This window comes from Lentzea jiangxiensis (genome assembly GCF_900104175.1).
Classification (GTDB): Bacteria; Actinomycetota; Actinomycetes; order Mycobacteriales; family Pseudonocardiaceae; genus Lentzea; species Lentzea jiangxiensis.
Genome location: NZ_FNIX01000010.1, coordinates 13,021 through 27,969, shown reverse-complemented (window position 1 = coordinate 27,969; position 14,949 = coordinate 13,021). Strand labels below are relative to the sequence as shown.

Here is a 14,949-nt window from a genome sequence, read left to right as displayed (position 1 = left end):
CCGTGACGGCCCCCGTGGTCTCACAAGCTCGGCAGGCGGTCGCCTCGGCGCACCGCATCGTGGTCAAGGTCGGGTCGTCCTCCCTGACCACGGCGGGAGGTGGCCTCGACCCGGCGCGTCTCGACGCGCTGGTCGACGCCCTCGCCGCGCGTTCCGCCGCGGGCAGCCAGGTCGTGCTCGTGTCCTCCGGTGCGATCGCGGCGGGCCTGGCGCCGTTGAAGATCTCCCGCCGCCCGCGCGACCTCGCCACCCAGCAGGCCGCGGCGAGCGTCGGGCAGCTCACGCTGGCGCACGCGTACGCCAACTCGTTCGGCCGCTACTCGCTGACCGTCGGCCAGGTCCTGCTGACCGCCGACGACGTGGTGCGGCGTGCCCACTACCGCAACGCGCAGCGGACGTTCGACCGGTTGCTGGCGCTCGGCGCGGTTCCGGTCGTGAACGAGAACGACACCGTTGCCACCGAAGAGATCCGCTTCGGCGACAACGACCGCCTCGCGGCCCTGGTGGCCCACCTCGTCGGCGCGGACGCGTTGTTCCTGCTGTCCGACGTGGACGCGCTCTATTCGGGCGACCCGCGCAAGCCGGGTGCCGTCCGCATCTCCGAGGTGGCGTCAGCGTCCGATGTGGACGGTGTGCGGGCGGGTGCCGTGGGCGCGTCCGGTCTGGGCACCGGTGGCATGGCGTCCAAGCTCGCCGCCGCCCGCCTGGCGTCGTCCGCGGGCATCCCGGTTCTGCTGACCAGCGCCACGGAAGCCGGGCGCGCACTCACCACCGCGGACGTCGGCACGGCGTTCGCGGCCACGGGGTCGCGCCTCACCGCCCGCCGGTTCTGGCTCGGCTACGCCACGGACGCGAACGGCCGCCTGCACCTCGACGACGGCGCGGTCGCCGCGGTCGTGGGCCGGCGCCGGTCGTTGCTGGCGGCCGGCATCACGGGCGTGGACGGCGACTTCGAGGCGGGCGACGTCGTCGAGCTGGTCAGTCTCGCGGGCGAGGTCGTGGCCCGCGGTGTGGCCGGCTACGACTCGGCGGAGCTGCCGTCGTTGATCGGCCGCAAGACGCACGACCTGCCTGAGGAGCAACGGCGGGAAGTCGTCCATGCCGATGATTTGGTGCCGCTGCACCGCTAGGGTCGGGGCATGGCCCGGATGCACGACGTCGTCATCGACTGCGCCCATCCCGCGTCGCTCGCCCGGTTCTGGGCGCAGGCGCTCGACGACCACGAGATGGCGCCGTACGACGACGCCGAGCTGGCCCGTCTGAGCGCGATGGGGATCGACGACCCCGAGGACGACCCGTCGGTGCTGCTCGCCGGGTCGCCCCGGTTCTTCTTCAACCGCGTGCCGGAGCCGAAGACGGTCAAGAACCGCGTGCACGTCGACCTGTGGTGCGACGACGTCGAGGCCGAGGTGGCGCGGCTCGTCGCCTTGGGCGCGTCCGTGGTGAGCCGTGACGGCGTCTGGTTCGTGCTGGCCGATCCCGAGGGCAACGAGTTCTGCCTCAGCTCAACGGAACACCCCTTGTCTCCGGAAGGGTGAGCACCACCAGGAACGTGATGACGGCGGCGACGGCGACGTACCAGAAGAACACCGTCCCGCCCACGGCTTGGATGACCAGCGGTGCCGTGCCCCCGAACAGCGCGACCGTCAGGTTGTACCAGGCGCCGATGCCGAGCCCGCGCAGCTCGGTCGGGAACAGCTCGCTCATGATCGCGGGCGCGATCGACGTGATCGCCGTGTAGAGCCCCAGGCCCACGGTGAAGACGACCACGAGGTTCGCCAGACCGGGTTTGACCAGCGTCGACAGCGGCACGACCAGCAACGCCATCGCCGCCGCCCACACGAGCATCTGCGGTTTGCGGCCGTACCGGTCGGCCGTCCACCCCATCGGGTACTGCAGTGCGATGAACACGACCGTGCCGATCGACAGCGCCAGGAACACGTCGATGTCGTTGGCGCCCTTGGTCTTCACTGCGAACGGCGTCAGCGCGGAGAAGAACGTGTAGAAGCTCAGCGTCGAGAGCAGCGTGATGCCGATCAGCTGCCCGACGGCCTTCGGATGTTCCCTGACGGTCGTGAGCAGCGGGTTGCGCAGGCTCTCGGCCTTGGCCTTGTTCTCCTCGAACTGGTCGGTCTCCTTGAGCTCCCGTCGCAGCCACAGTCCGATGAGACCGAGCACACCGCCGATCAGGAACGGAATGCGCCAGCCGTAGGAGGCCATCGCGGCCTTGTCGAGGTTGCGCGACAGGAAGAACCCGAGCAGCGACGCGATCAGCACCGCCGCGCCGGTCGAGATGTAGAAGAACGACGAGTACCGCCCGCGGTGGGAGGCGGGCGCGATCTCCGCAAGGTACGCCGACGCGTTCGACACCTCACCGCCGAGCGCCATGCCCTGCGCGATGCGGGCGAGCACCAGCAGCGCCGGGGAGAGCCACCCGACCTGCTCGAACGTGGGCAGCAGGCCGATCACGACCGAGCCGCCGGACATCAGCACGATCGTCAGCAGCATCGCGGTGCGGCGGCCCCTGAGGTCCGCGAACCGGCCGAGCAGGTAACCGCCGAGCGGGCGGAAGAAGAAGGCCAGGGCGAACGTGGCGAACGTGCTCAGCAGCGCCGCGGCCTCGTTGCCGGAGGGGAAGATCTGGGTGGCGAAGTAGATGCTGAACGCCGTGTAGATGCCCCAGTCGTACCACTCGACGGCGTTGCCGGCGCTGGACGCGACGAGCGTGCGTACGGGCAGTCGATGCTTCTCCGAGGTAACCGCCATGCAGTCAGCCAATCACATACGGCGACGAATCGGTGCGTACGTCTCGACTGGGTCGTTGGACAGGAAGTCGACGATCATCGCGTTGCACAGCGCGGGTTTCTCGTGCAGCAGCCCGTGTGACGTGCCCGGGACGACCGCCAGTTCGGCATTCGGCAGCGCCCGGTACATGGCCGTGGCGTGCTCCAGCGTGACTTCGTCGTCGTCGCCGATCATGACCAGCGTGCGGTTCGGCAGTCTTCCGAGATCTGTCCCGGTCAGCGCGGGCGAACGGCGGTGCATCGGCGTCAGCTCCGTGGCCGGGTCCCAGCCGCTGTGGTGGTAGACGCCGCACACGACCACGAGCCGTCGCACGAGATCAGGTCTGAGCACGGCGGTGAGAAGCGCGATCGTGGCGCCGTCGCTGCAGCCGAGCAGGTGAGCAGGCCCGGTGCGGTCGAGGAACTCGACGGTCTCGTGTGCCATCTCCGCGTGGTCCTGGGTGGCCTGGTTCGTCCGGTGCGGTGCGTGCAGGGTGAAATCGGCGAGAGCGTCGAACTGCGGTCCGAACGCGGACGGGTCCGCGCCGCCGGGGTGCAGGAGCACGAGTGAGTCAGCCATGTGCGGGTAGACCTCTCTCGTCGTCGATACTCGTCGCCGTGCGATCAATTGGGTTGGTGACGCTGGTGGTCCGCGACTACGACGAGGCGATCCGCTTCTACGTGGAAGGACTCGGGTTCACGCTGGTCGAGGACATTCCGCAGGGCGACAAGCGCTGGGTCGTGGTGTCGGCGGGGGAGGGGACGTCGTTGTTGCTGGCCCGGGCGGACACAGGTCAGCAGCAGGCGCGAGTGGGCGACCAGACCGGTGGCCGCGTCGGGTTCTTCCTGAACACCGACGACTTCGACCGCGACCACGCCCGCATGACCGCGTACGGCGTGCACTTCCGGGAGGAGCCACGCGACGAGGTCTACGGTCGTGTGGCCGTGTTCGAGGACCTCTACGGCAACCGCTGGGACCTGCTTCAGCCCGCCCGCGCCTGACCGGGTGACACCCCGACGATCCGCTTGAACGCCCGGCTGAACGCCGCCTCCGACTCGTAACCGAGGCTTCGGGCGATCTCGCTGACGGTGCTGTCACGGTCTTTGAGGCGGTTCATCGCCACGTGCATGCGCCACCGCGTGACGTACCGCATGGCCGGTTCACCGACGAGCTCGGTGAACCGCGCCGCGAACGCCGACCGCGACATGGCCGCCCGGTGCGCGAGGCGTTCGACGGTCCACGGCTGCGCGGGGTCGCGGTGGATCAGCGCGAGCGCCTGCCCGATCTGCCTGTCCTGCAACGCTCCCAGCCACCCGGTGCGCGCGGCCGGATCGGTGGCGAGCCACGAGCGGATCGTCTGGATCACCAGGACGTCCGCGAGCCGGGTGATGACCGCTTCGCCGCCGGGCCGCACGGCCTTCGCCTCGGCGGCCATGAGGTCGATCGTGGCGCGCATGTCGTCGGCCTGCCGCACGTGCAGCACGTTCGGCAGGACGGTGACGAGGTGTTTGGCGGCCGGGTGGTCGAAGCGGACCGCGCCGCACACGAGGTGCGTCACCGCGCCGCCGCCACCGTGGCGCAGGACCGCGTAGTTCTCGGTCTCGAACTCGTGCGGCAGCGTCGTGACGACCGGCGACTCCGCCTCGCCGTGGAACAGCCGGTGGCGCTGGCCGCCGGGGACGAGCAGCACGTCGCCGGGTTCGAGCGGGATGACCTGGACGTCCACCTCGACGTCGCACCGGCCGCTGGTCAGCACGTGGAACCACAGGCAGTCCGCCATGTCGGGCATCGTCACGCCCCACGGCGCGGTGAGCTCGTTGCGGCAGTAGAAGGTGCCGGACATCCTCAACAGGTGCAGCGCTTCGCCCAGTGCGTCCGTCATGCCGTTGATTCTGGACGAACGAGCAAGTCCGCGCGATGAATTGTCATTGAGAGTCTGATGTCGGCGGTGCAGAGTTACCCGCATGGGGACATTCACGCTGATCACGGTCATCGCCACCGGGCTGATGGCCGGGGTGTTCTTCGCCTTCTCCGTCGCCGTCATGCCGGGCCTCGCGGACCTTTCGTCGGCTGACGCCCGCACCGCGATGCGGCGGATCAACGCCCGCATCCAGAACCCGGTGTTCCTGCTGCTGTTCGTCGGCACCCTGGTCCTGTGCGCCGGCGAGGTGTTCCGGGGCCGGGCCGTCGGTGGCCTTCTCTACGCCGTTGGCTGCTTCCTGGTGACAGTCGTCATCAACGTGCCGATGAACAACCGTCTCGACCAGGCCGACGACGCCTACTGGCTCGCGTACCTGAGGCGGTGGACGCTCTGGAACCACCTGCGCGCCGTCGCCTGCACCGCCTCGGCCGTCACCCTGCTGCTCGGACTCTGAGGCCCCGCTTGGGACGCATCGCGGCGACGCTGGTCGGCGTGATGCGCTGGGGGAGCAGCTCCGGCTTCGGCCTCTGCAGCAACGCCTTCAGCATCACCGTGAGCGAGGTGGTGGCGAGCCCGGCGCCGATGCACCGGTGCGGGCCGCCACCGAACGGCAGGAACTCGTGCGGCGCCGGCTTGGTCTCCCAGCGATCGGGGTCGAACCGCAACGGATCCCGATAGATCTCTTCCAGCCGATGCGTGACGTACGGGCTGTACAACAGGAACGCGCCCTGCTTGATCTTCTTACCGGCGAACTCGAACGGTTGCGCCGCCACCCTGGCCGACACCACCGCCGGTGGGTACAGCCGGAGCGTCTCGTTGACGACGTTGGCCAGGTAGCCGTCGTCTTCCTGCGCGCGCTCCCAAACTCCGTTGTGCCGCAACAGGTTGAACACCGCCCATGCCATAGCGGCACTGGTCGTCTCATATCCGGCGGCGATCAGTGTGACGACCTGGTCGCGGACCTCCAGATCGCTCAACCCGTCGCCCTGCACGAGGGAGGTGAGCACATCACCGGCCGTCTTGCCCTGACGTGTCTCCTCGATCGCCTGGTACACCCGCGCGTCCACGGCCCTGCGCGCCCGCATCGCGTCACGCCAAGCCGGCGCCTTCGTCCGCCGGAGCACCGTCACGACAGCGGGGTTGCGGTCGACCAGGTTGATCAGCACCTGCAGGTGCGCCCCGAAGAAGTCCGAGTCCCGCGCCAGCTCCTCGCCGAACAGCGCGTGGATCGTGCTGCGCCGGACCGCGCGCCGGAACTCCTGGTAGACGTCGACCACGTCACCCGGCCGCCACGCGTCGAGCACAGCCTCGGCGTTGGCCCGCATCACCGGCACATGGCCGGCGATCCGCCGATGCGCCAACGCGGGTTGTACGAACCCGCGCCGCCGCTTGTGGTCCTCGCCGTCGCTCACGATCAACGACGTGGGTCCGTCCACCGGCACCAGCGACTGGAACGCCCGCTCCACCTCGAACAGCTCGGAGTGCGCGAACACGAACCGGTTCGCCTCGGCCCCGAGGAGGTAGGTGTACGGACCCGTCCGCACGACCGGCCCGAACCGCCGGTGCAGACCGGCGAGGAGGTCGGCCTGCCGGAACCGCACGACTTCCGCAGTCATGCCGAAGACAGTGCCACACCGCGTCGGTGCGCCACCGCCAGTTCCCGCCACGAGAGCACGGTGAACAGCTGCGGGCGCTCCTGCCACGGCTCGCCGGTCACCACCGCGGCAAGCATCCGCAGCCATGGCCTGCGCCGGGGCGGCGCGGGTTCCGGGGGCACCCTGGGCGGAAGCGTCTCGCCCGCCTCCGGTCAGGACAAGCCGGGATCAGTTCGTCACCGCCAGCGCGAACGGCAGCACGGCGGGAACTCCCTCCTTCCTGAGCACCCGAGCCGCGACCGTCATCGTCCACCCGGTGTCGATGTGGTCGTCCACCAGCAGAACCGGACCGTCCACACCGGACACGTCAGGCGTCTCGGCCGCCCGCACGAGCCCGGCCAGCCGCTGGGCGCTGTTGGCCCGGTGCTTCGACTCGCCGAGCCACACGGTGCCCAGGAACGGCAGCCGGCCGATCTCCGCGATCTTCCGCCCGAAGCTGCCGACCAGCTGCGGTCGCCTGCGCGAGCCGACCGCGACCACGCCGACCGGGCGTTCGTCCCAGCCCCACGCCGTCAGCACCTTCACGCACGCCGCGAACACGTCGTCCGGGATCTCGCGGTCGTTCCCGTCGGCCAGCAGGTCGCGCAACCGGTTGCCCCAGCCGATGTCGGTGAGCCGGCCGAGCGCTCTGCCCGTGGCCGCCACCTCGGTCGCGGGGATCTTGCCGGACAGCGGAACGCCGATCGCGTTCATGCCCGTCGGCCACATCTTGCGCGGCGCCACGTCGAGGCCCGGACGCAGCAACCGTTCCCGAGCCGCGCTCGCCGCCGTGTCCGACACCTCGACCGACAGCCGCTCGCCGGTGCAGTTGTCGCAACGCCCGCACTCGTGCGAGGTCGGGTCGTCCAGCTGGTCCTGCAGGAACTTCATCCGGCAGGAGCCGGTCCGCAGGTAGTCGATCATCACCTGCTGCTCGGCCCTGCGCGCCTCGGCGATGCGCGCGTACCGCTCGCCGTCGTACTCCCACGGCCGCCCGGTCGACTCCCAGCCCCCGCGCACGCGCCGGACCGCGCCGTCGACGTCCAGGACCTTCAGCACCACCTCGAGCCGGCCGCGCGACAGCTCGACCAGCGGCTCCAGCGCCGCCGTCGAGAGCGGCCTGCCGGCACCGTCGAGAGCCGACAGCACCTGGCGCACCATGACCTCCGGCGGGAACGCCAGCGACGCGAAGTACGCCCAGATGTCGCGGTCCTCGTGACCCGGCAGCAGGACCACCTCGGCCCGCTCGACGCCGCGGCCGGCCCGGCCGATCTGCTGGTAGTAGGCGATGGGGGACGACGGGGCGCCGACGTGAACGACGAACCCCAGGTCCGGCTTGTCGAACCCCATGCCGAGCGCCGAGGTGGCGACGAGCGCCTTGACCCGGTTCTCGAGCAGGTCCTGCTCGGCCCGCTCCCGCTCGGCCGGCTCGGTCTTGCCCGAGTACGCCGCCACCGCGAACCCGCGCGAGGCGAGGAACGCCGCGATGTCGTCCGCCGCGGCCACGGTCAGCGTGTAGATGATCCCGGAACCGGGCATGCGGCCGAGCTGCTCGGCCAGCCACCCGAGCCGTGCCTCCGCGGTCGGCAGCAGCGCGACCGACAGGCGCAGGCTGTCCCGGTCGAGCGGTCCGCGCAGCACCAGCGTGCCCTCGTCGGCGCCGAGCCCCAGCTGCTCGGTGACGTCGTGGACCACCCTGTTGTTGGCCGTCGCCGTGGTCGCCAGCACCGGCACCCCCGGCGGCAGCTCCGTCAGCAACGTCCGCAGCCGGCGGTAGTCGGGCCGGAAGTCGTGCCCCCAGTCCGAGATGCAATGCGCCTCGTCGACGACCAGCATGCCCGCGGACGCCGTCAACGAGGGCAGCACCGAATCGCGGAAGTCGGGGTTGTTCAGGCGTTCCGGACTCACCAGCAGCACGTCGACCTCGCCCGCGGCGACCTGCTCCTGCACGGCGTCCCACTCGTCGGTGTTCGCCGAGTTGATCGTCACCGCGTGCACACCGGCCCTCGCCGCGGCGTCGACCTGGTTGCGCATCAACGCGAGCAACGGCGACACGATGACCGTGGGCCCCTCACCGAGCTGACGCAGCAGCGCCGTCGCGATGAAGTACACCGCCGACTTGCCCCAGCCGGTGCGCTGGACGACGAGAGCTCTGCGGCGCCGCGCCACGAGGGTGTGGATCGCCGTCCACTGGTCCTCGCGCAGCACGGCCTTCGGGCCCGCCAGCGCCCGCAGCCGTTCCTCCGCCAGTTCTCGCAACGCCATGTCGTCCATGGGGAGCAAGCTTGCCAGGCCACTCTGACAATTGTGATTGTCGCAGGTCGTAAGCTGTGCAGCGTGACTGATGACCTGCGCGACCAGGTACACGCAGCAGCTCGCCGCGCCCGCGTCGCCGCCGACGAACTCGTCCTCGCCACCCGCGAGCGCAAGGACACCGCGCTCCTGGAGATGGCCGCCGCGCTCCGCAAGCGCACGCCGGAGATCCTCAAGGCCAACCGGAAGGACCTCGACGCGGGCAAGGCAGCGGGTCTCCCGGACAACATCCTCGACCGCCTCACCCTCACCGAGGCGCGCGTCGACGGCGTCGCGACCGGCCTGGAAACCGTGGCGGGACTGCCGGACCCGGTCGGTCAGGTGATCACCGGCGGCATCCTCCCGAACGGCCTCGAGCTCAAGCAGGTCCGCGTCCCGATGGGCGTCGTCGGCATGGTCTACGAAGGTCGCCCGAACGTCACGGTCGACGCCGCCGGCCTCGCGCTGAAGTCGGGCAACGCCGCCCTGCTGCGCGGTTCCTCGACCGCCGAGAACTCCAACACCACGCTCGTCGGCGTCCTGCGCGATGCACTCGAAAGCGTGAACCTGCCGGCCGACTCGGTGCAGCTGCTGCCGTGCCACGACCGCGCGTCCGTCACCCACCTCATCACCGCCCGCGGCCTGGTCGACCTGGTCATCCCGCGCGGCGGCTCGGGCCTGATCAACGCCGTTGTCGAGCAGGCGACCGTTCCCACGATCGAGACCGGCGTCGGCAACTGCCACGTCTACGTGGACTCGCACGCCGACCTCGACATGGCCGAGTCGATCGTCCTCAACGCCAAGACGCGCCGCACGAGCGTGTGCAACGCGGCCGAGTCCCTCCTGGTGCACAAGGACGTGGCGGACGAGTTCGTCCCGCGCATCACCAAGGCGCTGCAGCAGGAGAGCGTCACCATCCACGGCGACGAGCAGTTCGCCCGGCAGCCCGACGTCCTCGGCGCGACCGACGACGACTGGGGCACCGAGTACCTCAGCCTCGACATCGCCGCGAAGGTCGTCGACTCGCTCGACGAGGCCGTGCAGCACATCGCGACGTACGGCTCCGGTCACAGCGAGGCCATCGTCACGAGCGACGTGGCGGCGGCACGCAGGTTCACGGCCCGTGTGGACGCGGCGGCGGTGTTCGTGAACGCCTCCACGGCCTTCACCGACGGCGCGGAGTTCGGCATGGGCGCGGAGATCGGCATCTCCACGCAGAAGCTGCACGCCCGCGGTCCGATGGGCCTGACAGAGCTGACGTCCTCTAAATGGGTCGTGTGGGGCGAAGGGCACACACGCCCGAAGGCGTAGCTCTAGCTTCGGAGACATGGCTCCCACCTACCCGTTCTCCGAACCCGACGGCTTGACCCTCGATCCGACGTATGAACGGCTACGGCGTGACGAGCCCGTCTCGCGCGTGACGTTCCCCTACGGCGGCGAGGGTTGGCTCGTCACGTCCTACGAAGAGACGAAGTTCGTTCTCGGCGATCCGCGGTTCAGCCGCGCGCGGACCGTCAACCGGGACGTGCCGAGGATGCAGCCGCTCATCGCACCGGGCGAATCGATCCTCACGCACGACGGCGCGGACCACGCGCGCATGCGCCGCTTGGTGTCGAAGGCGTTCACGGTCCGCCGGGTCGAGGAGTTGCGGCCACGTGCCCAGCAGATCACCGACGAGCTGCTCGACCGCCTGGACAACCCCGGTGACCTGGTCGAGGGCTTCACCATGCCGTTCCCGATCACCATCATCTGCGAGCTGCTCGGGGTGCCGTTCGAGGACCGCGACGACTTCCGCACGTGGTCGAACCAGGTCCTGTCCACAGTCGGCGGGTACACGCCCGAACAGGCGATGCACGGCTTGATGAAGCTGCACGCCTACTTCACCGAACTCGTCGCCATACGCCGCGCACACCCCACAGACGACCTGATGGGCGCGCTCGTCGCCGCACGGGACAACGACGACAGACTGAGCGAGGACGAACTCGTCCGCTTCGGCATCACGCTGCTCGTGGCGGGACACGAGACGACGGCGAACATGCTCGCGAACAGCGTCATCACGCTGTTCGACCATCCAGACGCCATGAAGAGCCTCCGCGAACATCCGGAGAAGCTGCCGAACGCCATCGAGGAACTGCTGCGGTTCGTCCCGCTGGGCAGCGGCGCCGGCTTCACCCGCATCGCCACCGAGGACGTGCAGGTCGGCAACGCGCTGGTGAAGGAAGGCGATGCCGTGCTGGTGGTCGTGTCGTCGGCGAACCACGACGAGTCGGTCTACCCGGACGGCGCAGAACTGGACCTGGAGCGCGAGGTCGGCCAGCACCTGCAGTTCGGGCACGGCATCCACTTCTGCCTCGGTGCGCAGCTCGCCAGGATGGAACTGCAGGTGGCACTGGGCGCGCTGCTGCGCCGAATGCCCGGCCTGCGGCTCGAAGAACCCGTCGAGTTCCGCAAGGGTTCCCTGGTCAGAGGGCCGGTGAAGCTCGTCGTCGCGTGGTGAGAAAAATCTTGGGCTGACCGCGTAATGGGGGAGCGGCCCGCGCGTTCCTCCAGTGCGCGCGGCTCTGCTTCGGGGTGGGCCGCGACCCGCACGGCCCGTCCTCCCCCTGGGCCGTGCGGTGTGATCAGCACGACCGGCGCCGAGTCTCGGGAGCGGCTCGGCGCCGGTCTACGCTGTCTCGATGCGCATCGGCGTCATGGGTGGCACGTTCGACCCCATCCACCACGGTCACCTCGTCGCCGCCAGTGAGGTGCAGGCCAGGTTCGACCTGGACCGCGTGATCTTCGTCCCGACGGGTCAGCCCTGGCAGAAGGCGTCGCGGGAGGTCTCGCCCGCCGAAGACCGGTACCTGATGACGGTCATCGCCACGGCGTCCAACCCCCGGTTCTCGGTCAGCAGGGTCGACATCGACCGCGAGGGCCCCACGTACACCGTGGACACGCTCACGGACCTCAGGAAGCAGTACCCGGACGCCGAGCTGTTCTTCATCACCGGTGCCGACGCGCTGGAGCAGATCCTGTCGTGGAAGCGCGCCGCGGACGCGTTCGAGCTCGCCCACTTCATCGGAGTCACCCGTCCGGGTTACACGCTGAACGACCGGCACCTGCCGCCCGGCTCGGTGTCGCTCGTCGAGGTCCCGGCCATGGCGATCTCCTCGACCGGGTGCCGCGACCGGACTGCTTCGGGCCAGCCCGTCTGGTACCTCGTTCCGGACGGGGTGGTCCAGTACATCGCCAAAACGGGCCTGTACTCCGAGTCGTGACCACGTTCGAGTGGATTTTGCGTGCATTGGAGGGCGCGGGGAGCAACAATCAGCGGGTTGTTGCTGGTTCGTGGAAGGCAAGACTTTGGCTACAGGCACCGTGAAGTGGTTCAACGCCGAAAAGGGCTTCGGGTTCATCGCGCCCGACGACGGCTCGGCAGACGTCTTCGTGCACTACTCGGAGATCCAGTCCAAGGGTTTCCGCTCGCTCGAGGAAAACCAGAAGGTCGAGTTCGAGGTTGGCCAGGGCCAGAAGGGCCCGCAGGCCCAGCAGGTCCGCCCGCTCTAGGTTTCGGCGCAGGTGAAGGCCACCTCAGGGCGCTGAGGTGGCCTTCGTCATGCCTGGGCGTGAAGTACCGGTTTGGCGCTCGCCGGTACCCTCAGTAACTCGTGTGGGCGTATCGACGTCCGCCGGAAGTCAGAGGAGTGACGTGGCAGCCACCGACGAGGCACGACGGCTGGCGCTGGTCGCGGCGAACGCAGCGGCCGACAAGAAGGCGCACGACGTGACGGTGCTCGACGTCTCCGACCAGCTCGTGATCACGGACGTGTTCGTGATCGCGTCCGCTCCCAACGAGCGGCAGGTCGGCGCGATCGTCGACAACATCGAGGAGAAGCTGCGGGAGGCCGGCACGAAGCCGGTGCGCCGCGAAGGGGCCCGCGAGGGCCGATGGGTTCTGCTGGACTTCGTGGACGTCGTGGTGCACGTGCAGCACACGGAGGAGCGCAGCTTCTACGGCTTGGAGCGGCTGTGGAAGGACTGCCCGCGGATCGAGTTCGAAGCCGACGTCCCCGCCGAGTCCAAGGCTGAATGAGGTAGCTGATGGCCCTGAGCCGGCTCGTGCTGTGGCGGCACGGTGAGACCGACTACAACGCGACAGGTCGCCTGCAGGGTCATCTGGACTCGGCGCTCACCGAGACCGGCTTGAACCAGGCCCGCTTCGCCGTCCCGGTGCTCGCCGGGTTCGAGCCGGAGATCGTGGTCGCCTCCGACCTGCAGCGCGCGCGTGACACCGCACGGGTGTTCACCACGTCCGCGGAAGTGCCGCTGCGCATCGACGAGCGGCTGCGCGAGACCCACCTGGGCAAGTGGCAGGGCCTGACGACCGCCGAGGTGGAGCAGGAGTGGCCGGGCGCCGTCACCGTGTGGCGCACGGACCCGACCTACACGCCACCGGACGGCGAGTCGCGCGTCGAGGTCGCCGAACGGGCCATCAAGGTCGTGCACGAGGTCGACGCGGAGTTCTCCGAGACGGTCCTGCTGTGCGCGCACGGTGGCCTGATCAGCGCTTTGACCGGTCGGCTGCTCGACCTGCCGGTGCAGAACTGGTCCCAGCTCGGCGGGATCTCGAACTGCCACTGGACCGTGTTCACGCGCCGCAACGACCGGTGGCGGCTGTCGTCGTACAACGCGGGCACCACGCGTTGAGACTGCTGGTCCTCGGCGACTCGCTGTCGTTCTTCGGGCCGTCCGGACCGCTGCCCGCCGATCACCCGAGGTTGTGGCACAACATCTGCGCCTCGGCCCTGGGTGGTTCCGCGGAGCTGGCGGCCGGGTTCGGGTGGACGGCGCGGGACGCGTGGTGGGCGTTGACCGGGGATCCCCGCATCTGGTCGTTGCTGCCTCGCACGGACGTGCTGGTGTTCGCGGTGGGCAGCATGGACACGCTGCCTTCGCCGTTGCCCACGTATCTGCGCGAGGGGCTCCGTTATGTGCGGCCCGATTGGCTACGGCGTTGGGTTCGTGCGCGCTACCAGGATGTTCAACCTCGGTTGGCGCCCTATACGCGCGCGTCTCTGCCTCCTGCGCTGACCGCGCGGTACCTGCGGGACATGCTGCAGTCGGTCCGCAACCTCCAGTACACGATGCCGGCGGTCGGGATCGTGCCTTCGGTCCACCGCGCACCTACGTATGCGTGCGCGCATCAGGGGCACGCGGCTGCGGTCGCCGCCGTGCGCGGGTGGGCCGCGGGTGCGGGAGTGCCGTTGCTGGACCTGCCCGCCGTGATCGGGGAGCACGTGCGGTCCGGTGCCGGGAACCCGGACGGGATGCACTGGGGCTGGGAGGGGCACGAGCTCGTCGGCGAGGCGATGGCGTCCCTCATCTCCTCCGTGGCGTTGAGTCGTTCGGAGGAGTGAGCCCCGTAGGCTCGTCGCTCGTGCGCATCTCCATCGTCACCGACTCGACGGCATACCTGCCCGAGGGGTTCGCGAAGCGCCATGCGATCACCGTGGTGCCGCTGCACGTGGCGGTGGACGGCACCGGACGCCTCGACGGCGTCGACTTCGGGCCGTCCGAGCTGGCCGGTGCCCTCGCCGAGCACCGCAGGGTGACGACGTCGCGTCCCACGCCCGGCGAGATGGCCGACGTCTACCGCGAGGTGCTCTCGTCGTCGGACGCGATCGTGTCCCTGCACCTCTCCCGTGAGCTGTCCGGAACGTGGGAGGCCGCCCGGCTGGCGGCGGAGGAGATCGATCCCTCCCGCATCCGAGTGGTCGACTCGCGGTCGACGGGCATGGGGCTCGGATTCGCGGTGCTGCGCGCGTGCGCCGCGGTCTCCGCCGGTTGTTCGCACTCCGAGGTGGAGGAGGCCGCGACCTCCGTCGCCGAGCAGGTGCGGATGTTCTTCTGCCTGGAGACGCTGGACCACCTGCGCCGGGGTGGGCGGATCGGTACGGCGGCGGCCTTGGTGGGTACCGCGCTGGCGGTGAAACCGCTGCTGCACATGGACGACGGCCGGATCGTGCCGCTGGAGAAGGTGCGCACGATGAGCCGTGCCGTGGGACGCCTGGTCGACCTGGCGGCGGCCGCGGCGGGGGACGGCGCCGTCGGGCTGGCGGTGCACCACCTCGCCGCACCGGAACGCGCCGCGGAACTGGCCACGCGCCTGGACGAACGGCTGCCGGGCTCGACGGGATGCGTGATCTCCGAGGTCGGCGCGGTGATCGGCGCGCACACGGGACCGGGCGTGCTGGGCGTCGTGGTGCTGCCGGGAGGACCCGACAGCATCCCACAGACCCCCGACATTTCCCCGCCGCCAACCCCTGAGTGATCGCG

At 69.8% G+C, this 14,949-nt stretch carries 17 protein-coding genes; 12 read left to right on the top strand and 5 right to left on the bottom strand.

Going from position 1 to position 14,949, the window contains the following annotated elements:
- Positions 1 to 2: 2 nt before the first annotated feature.
- Both proB and BLQ91_RS24155 read left to right on the top strand, forming a co-directional pair.
- Positions 3 to 1,130: a glutamate 5-kinase gene (proB, locus tag BLQ91_RS24160; protein WP_176959933.1), complete on the top strand. Its 1,128-nt coding sequence runs from the start codon at positions 3 to 5 to the stop codon at positions 1,128 to 1,130.
- A 9-nt stretch (positions 1,131 to 1,139) separates the two neighbouring features.
- Positions 1,140 to 1,538: a VOC family protein gene (locus BLQ91_RS24155; RefSeq protein ID WP_090100102.1), complete on the top strand. Its 399-nt coding sequence runs from the start codon at positions 1,140 to 1,142 to the stop codon at positions 1,536 to 1,538.
- Here the strand turns inward: BLQ91_RS24155 and BLQ91_RS24150 are convergent.
- Together BLQ91_RS24150 and BLQ91_RS24145 are read right to left on the bottom strand one after the other, a co-directional pair.
- The gene (locus BLQ91_RS24150) at positions 1,501 to 2,766 is read right to left on the bottom strand and encodes an MFS transporter (protein WP_090100101.1); all 1,266 of its coding nucleotides are present in this window, start codon (positions 2,764 to 2,766) and stop codon (positions 1,501 to 1,503) included. The genes BLQ91_RS24155 and BLQ91_RS24150 overlap by 38 nt on opposite strands.
- A 12-nt stretch (positions 2,767 to 2,778) precedes the next feature.
- Entirely contained in the window at positions 2,779 to 3,363 is a 585-nt protein-coding gene (locus BLQ91_RS24145; RefSeq protein WP_090100100.1) for an alpha/beta fold hydrolase, read from the bottom strand.
- Between the two features lie 38 nt (positions 3,364 to 3,401).
- On the opposite strand from BLQ91_RS24145, the gene BLQ91_RS24140 reads away from it, so the two are divergent.
- Positions 3,402 to 3,785: a VOC family protein gene (locus BLQ91_RS24140; RefSeq protein ID WP_090100099.1), complete on the top strand. Its 384-nt coding sequence runs from the start codon at positions 3,402 to 3,404 to the stop codon at positions 3,783 to 3,785.
- On the opposite strand, the gene BLQ91_RS24135 is transcribed toward BLQ91_RS24140, so the two are convergent.
- On the bottom strand, positions 3,767 to 4,666 hold the full coding sequence (locus BLQ91_RS24135; RefSeq protein WP_090100098.1) for an AraC family transcriptional regulator: 900 nt from the start codon (positions 4,664 to 4,666) through the stop codon (positions 3,767 to 3,769). The two genes, BLQ91_RS24140 and BLQ91_RS24135, sit on opposite strands and share 19 nt — an antisense overlap.
- Before the next feature lie 82 nt (positions 4,667 to 4,748).
- Between BLQ91_RS24135 and BLQ91_RS24130 the strand changes: the two genes are divergently transcribed.
- Entirely contained in the window at positions 4,749 to 5,159 is a 411-nt protein-coding gene (locus BLQ91_RS24130) for an anthrone oxygenase family protein (protein ID WP_090100097.1), read from the top strand.
- On the opposite strand, the gene BLQ91_RS24125 is transcribed toward BLQ91_RS24130, so the two are convergent.
- Entirely contained in the window at positions 5,137 to 6,321 is a 1,185-nt protein-coding gene (locus BLQ91_RS24125) for a cytochrome P450 (protein WP_218130391.1), read from the bottom strand. The genes BLQ91_RS24130 and BLQ91_RS24125 overlap by 23 nt on opposite strands.
- A 207-nt stretch (positions 6,322 to 6,528) precedes the next feature.
- Positions 6,529 to 8,613 (bottom strand): RecQ family ATP-dependent DNA helicase, encoded by a 2,085-nt coding sequence (locus tag BLQ91_RS24120; RefSeq protein ID WP_090100095.1) that lies wholly within the window; start codon positions 8,611 to 8,613, stop codon positions 6,529 to 6,531.
- Between BLQ91_RS24120 and BLQ91_RS24115 the strand changes: the two genes are divergently transcribed.
- From BLQ91_RS24115 to BLQ91_RS24080, 8 genes are all read left to right on the top strand, one after another.
- On the top strand, positions 8,515 to 9,942 hold the full coding sequence (locus tag BLQ91_RS24115; RefSeq protein ID WP_425412531.1) for a glutamate-5-semialdehyde dehydrogenase: 1,428 nt from the start codon (positions 8,515 to 8,517) through the stop codon (positions 9,940 to 9,942). The genes BLQ91_RS24120 and BLQ91_RS24115 overlap by 99 nt on opposite strands.
- A 16-nt stretch (positions 9,943 to 9,958) precedes the next feature.
- Positions 9,959 to 11,128 (top strand): cytochrome P450, encoded by a 1,170-nt coding sequence (locus BLQ91_RS24110; RefSeq protein WP_090100091.1) that lies wholly within the window; start codon positions 9,959 to 9,961, stop codon positions 11,126 to 11,128.
- 181 nt (positions 11,129 to 11,309) lie between these two features.
- Positions 11,310 to 11,891, top strand: coding sequence for a nicotinate-nucleotide adenylyltransferase (gene nadD, locus BLQ91_RS24105; protein WP_090100089.1), 582 nt, complete (start codon positions 11,310 to 11,312; stop codon positions 11,889 to 11,891).
- 85 nt (positions 11,892 to 11,976) lie between these two features.
- Positions 11,977 to 12,180, top strand: coding sequence for a transcription antiterminator/RNA stability regulator CspE (gene cspE, locus BLQ91_RS24100; protein ID WP_030468099.1), 204 nt, complete (start codon positions 11,977 to 11,979; stop codon positions 12,178 to 12,180).
- A 142-nt stretch (positions 12,181 to 12,322) separates the two neighbouring features.
- Positions 12,323 to 12,706, top strand: a complete 384-nt coding sequence (gene rsfS / locus BLQ91_RS24095) for a ribosome silencing factor (protein ID WP_090100087.1) — start codon at positions 12,323 to 12,325, stop codon at positions 12,704 to 12,706.
- An 8-nt stretch (positions 12,707 to 12,714) separates the two neighbouring features.
- Positions 12,715 to 13,320, top strand: coding sequence for a histidine phosphatase family protein (locus BLQ91_RS24090; protein WP_090100085.1), 606 nt, complete (start codon positions 12,715 to 12,717; stop codon positions 13,318 to 13,320).
- A complete protein-coding gene (gene octT / locus BLQ91_RS24085; protein WP_090100083.1) occupies positions 13,281 to 14,030 on the top strand; it encodes a diglucosylglycerate octanoyltransferase in 750 nt (249 codons plus the stop codon). Before BLQ91_RS24090 ends, octT begins: the two co-directional genes overlap by 40 nt.
- A 20-nt stretch (positions 14,031 to 14,050) precedes the next feature.
- Entirely contained in the window at positions 14,051 to 14,944 is an 894-nt protein-coding gene (locus BLQ91_RS24080) for a DegV family protein (RefSeq protein WP_090100330.1), read from the top strand.
- Positions 14,945 to 14,949: the final 5 nt, after the last annotated feature.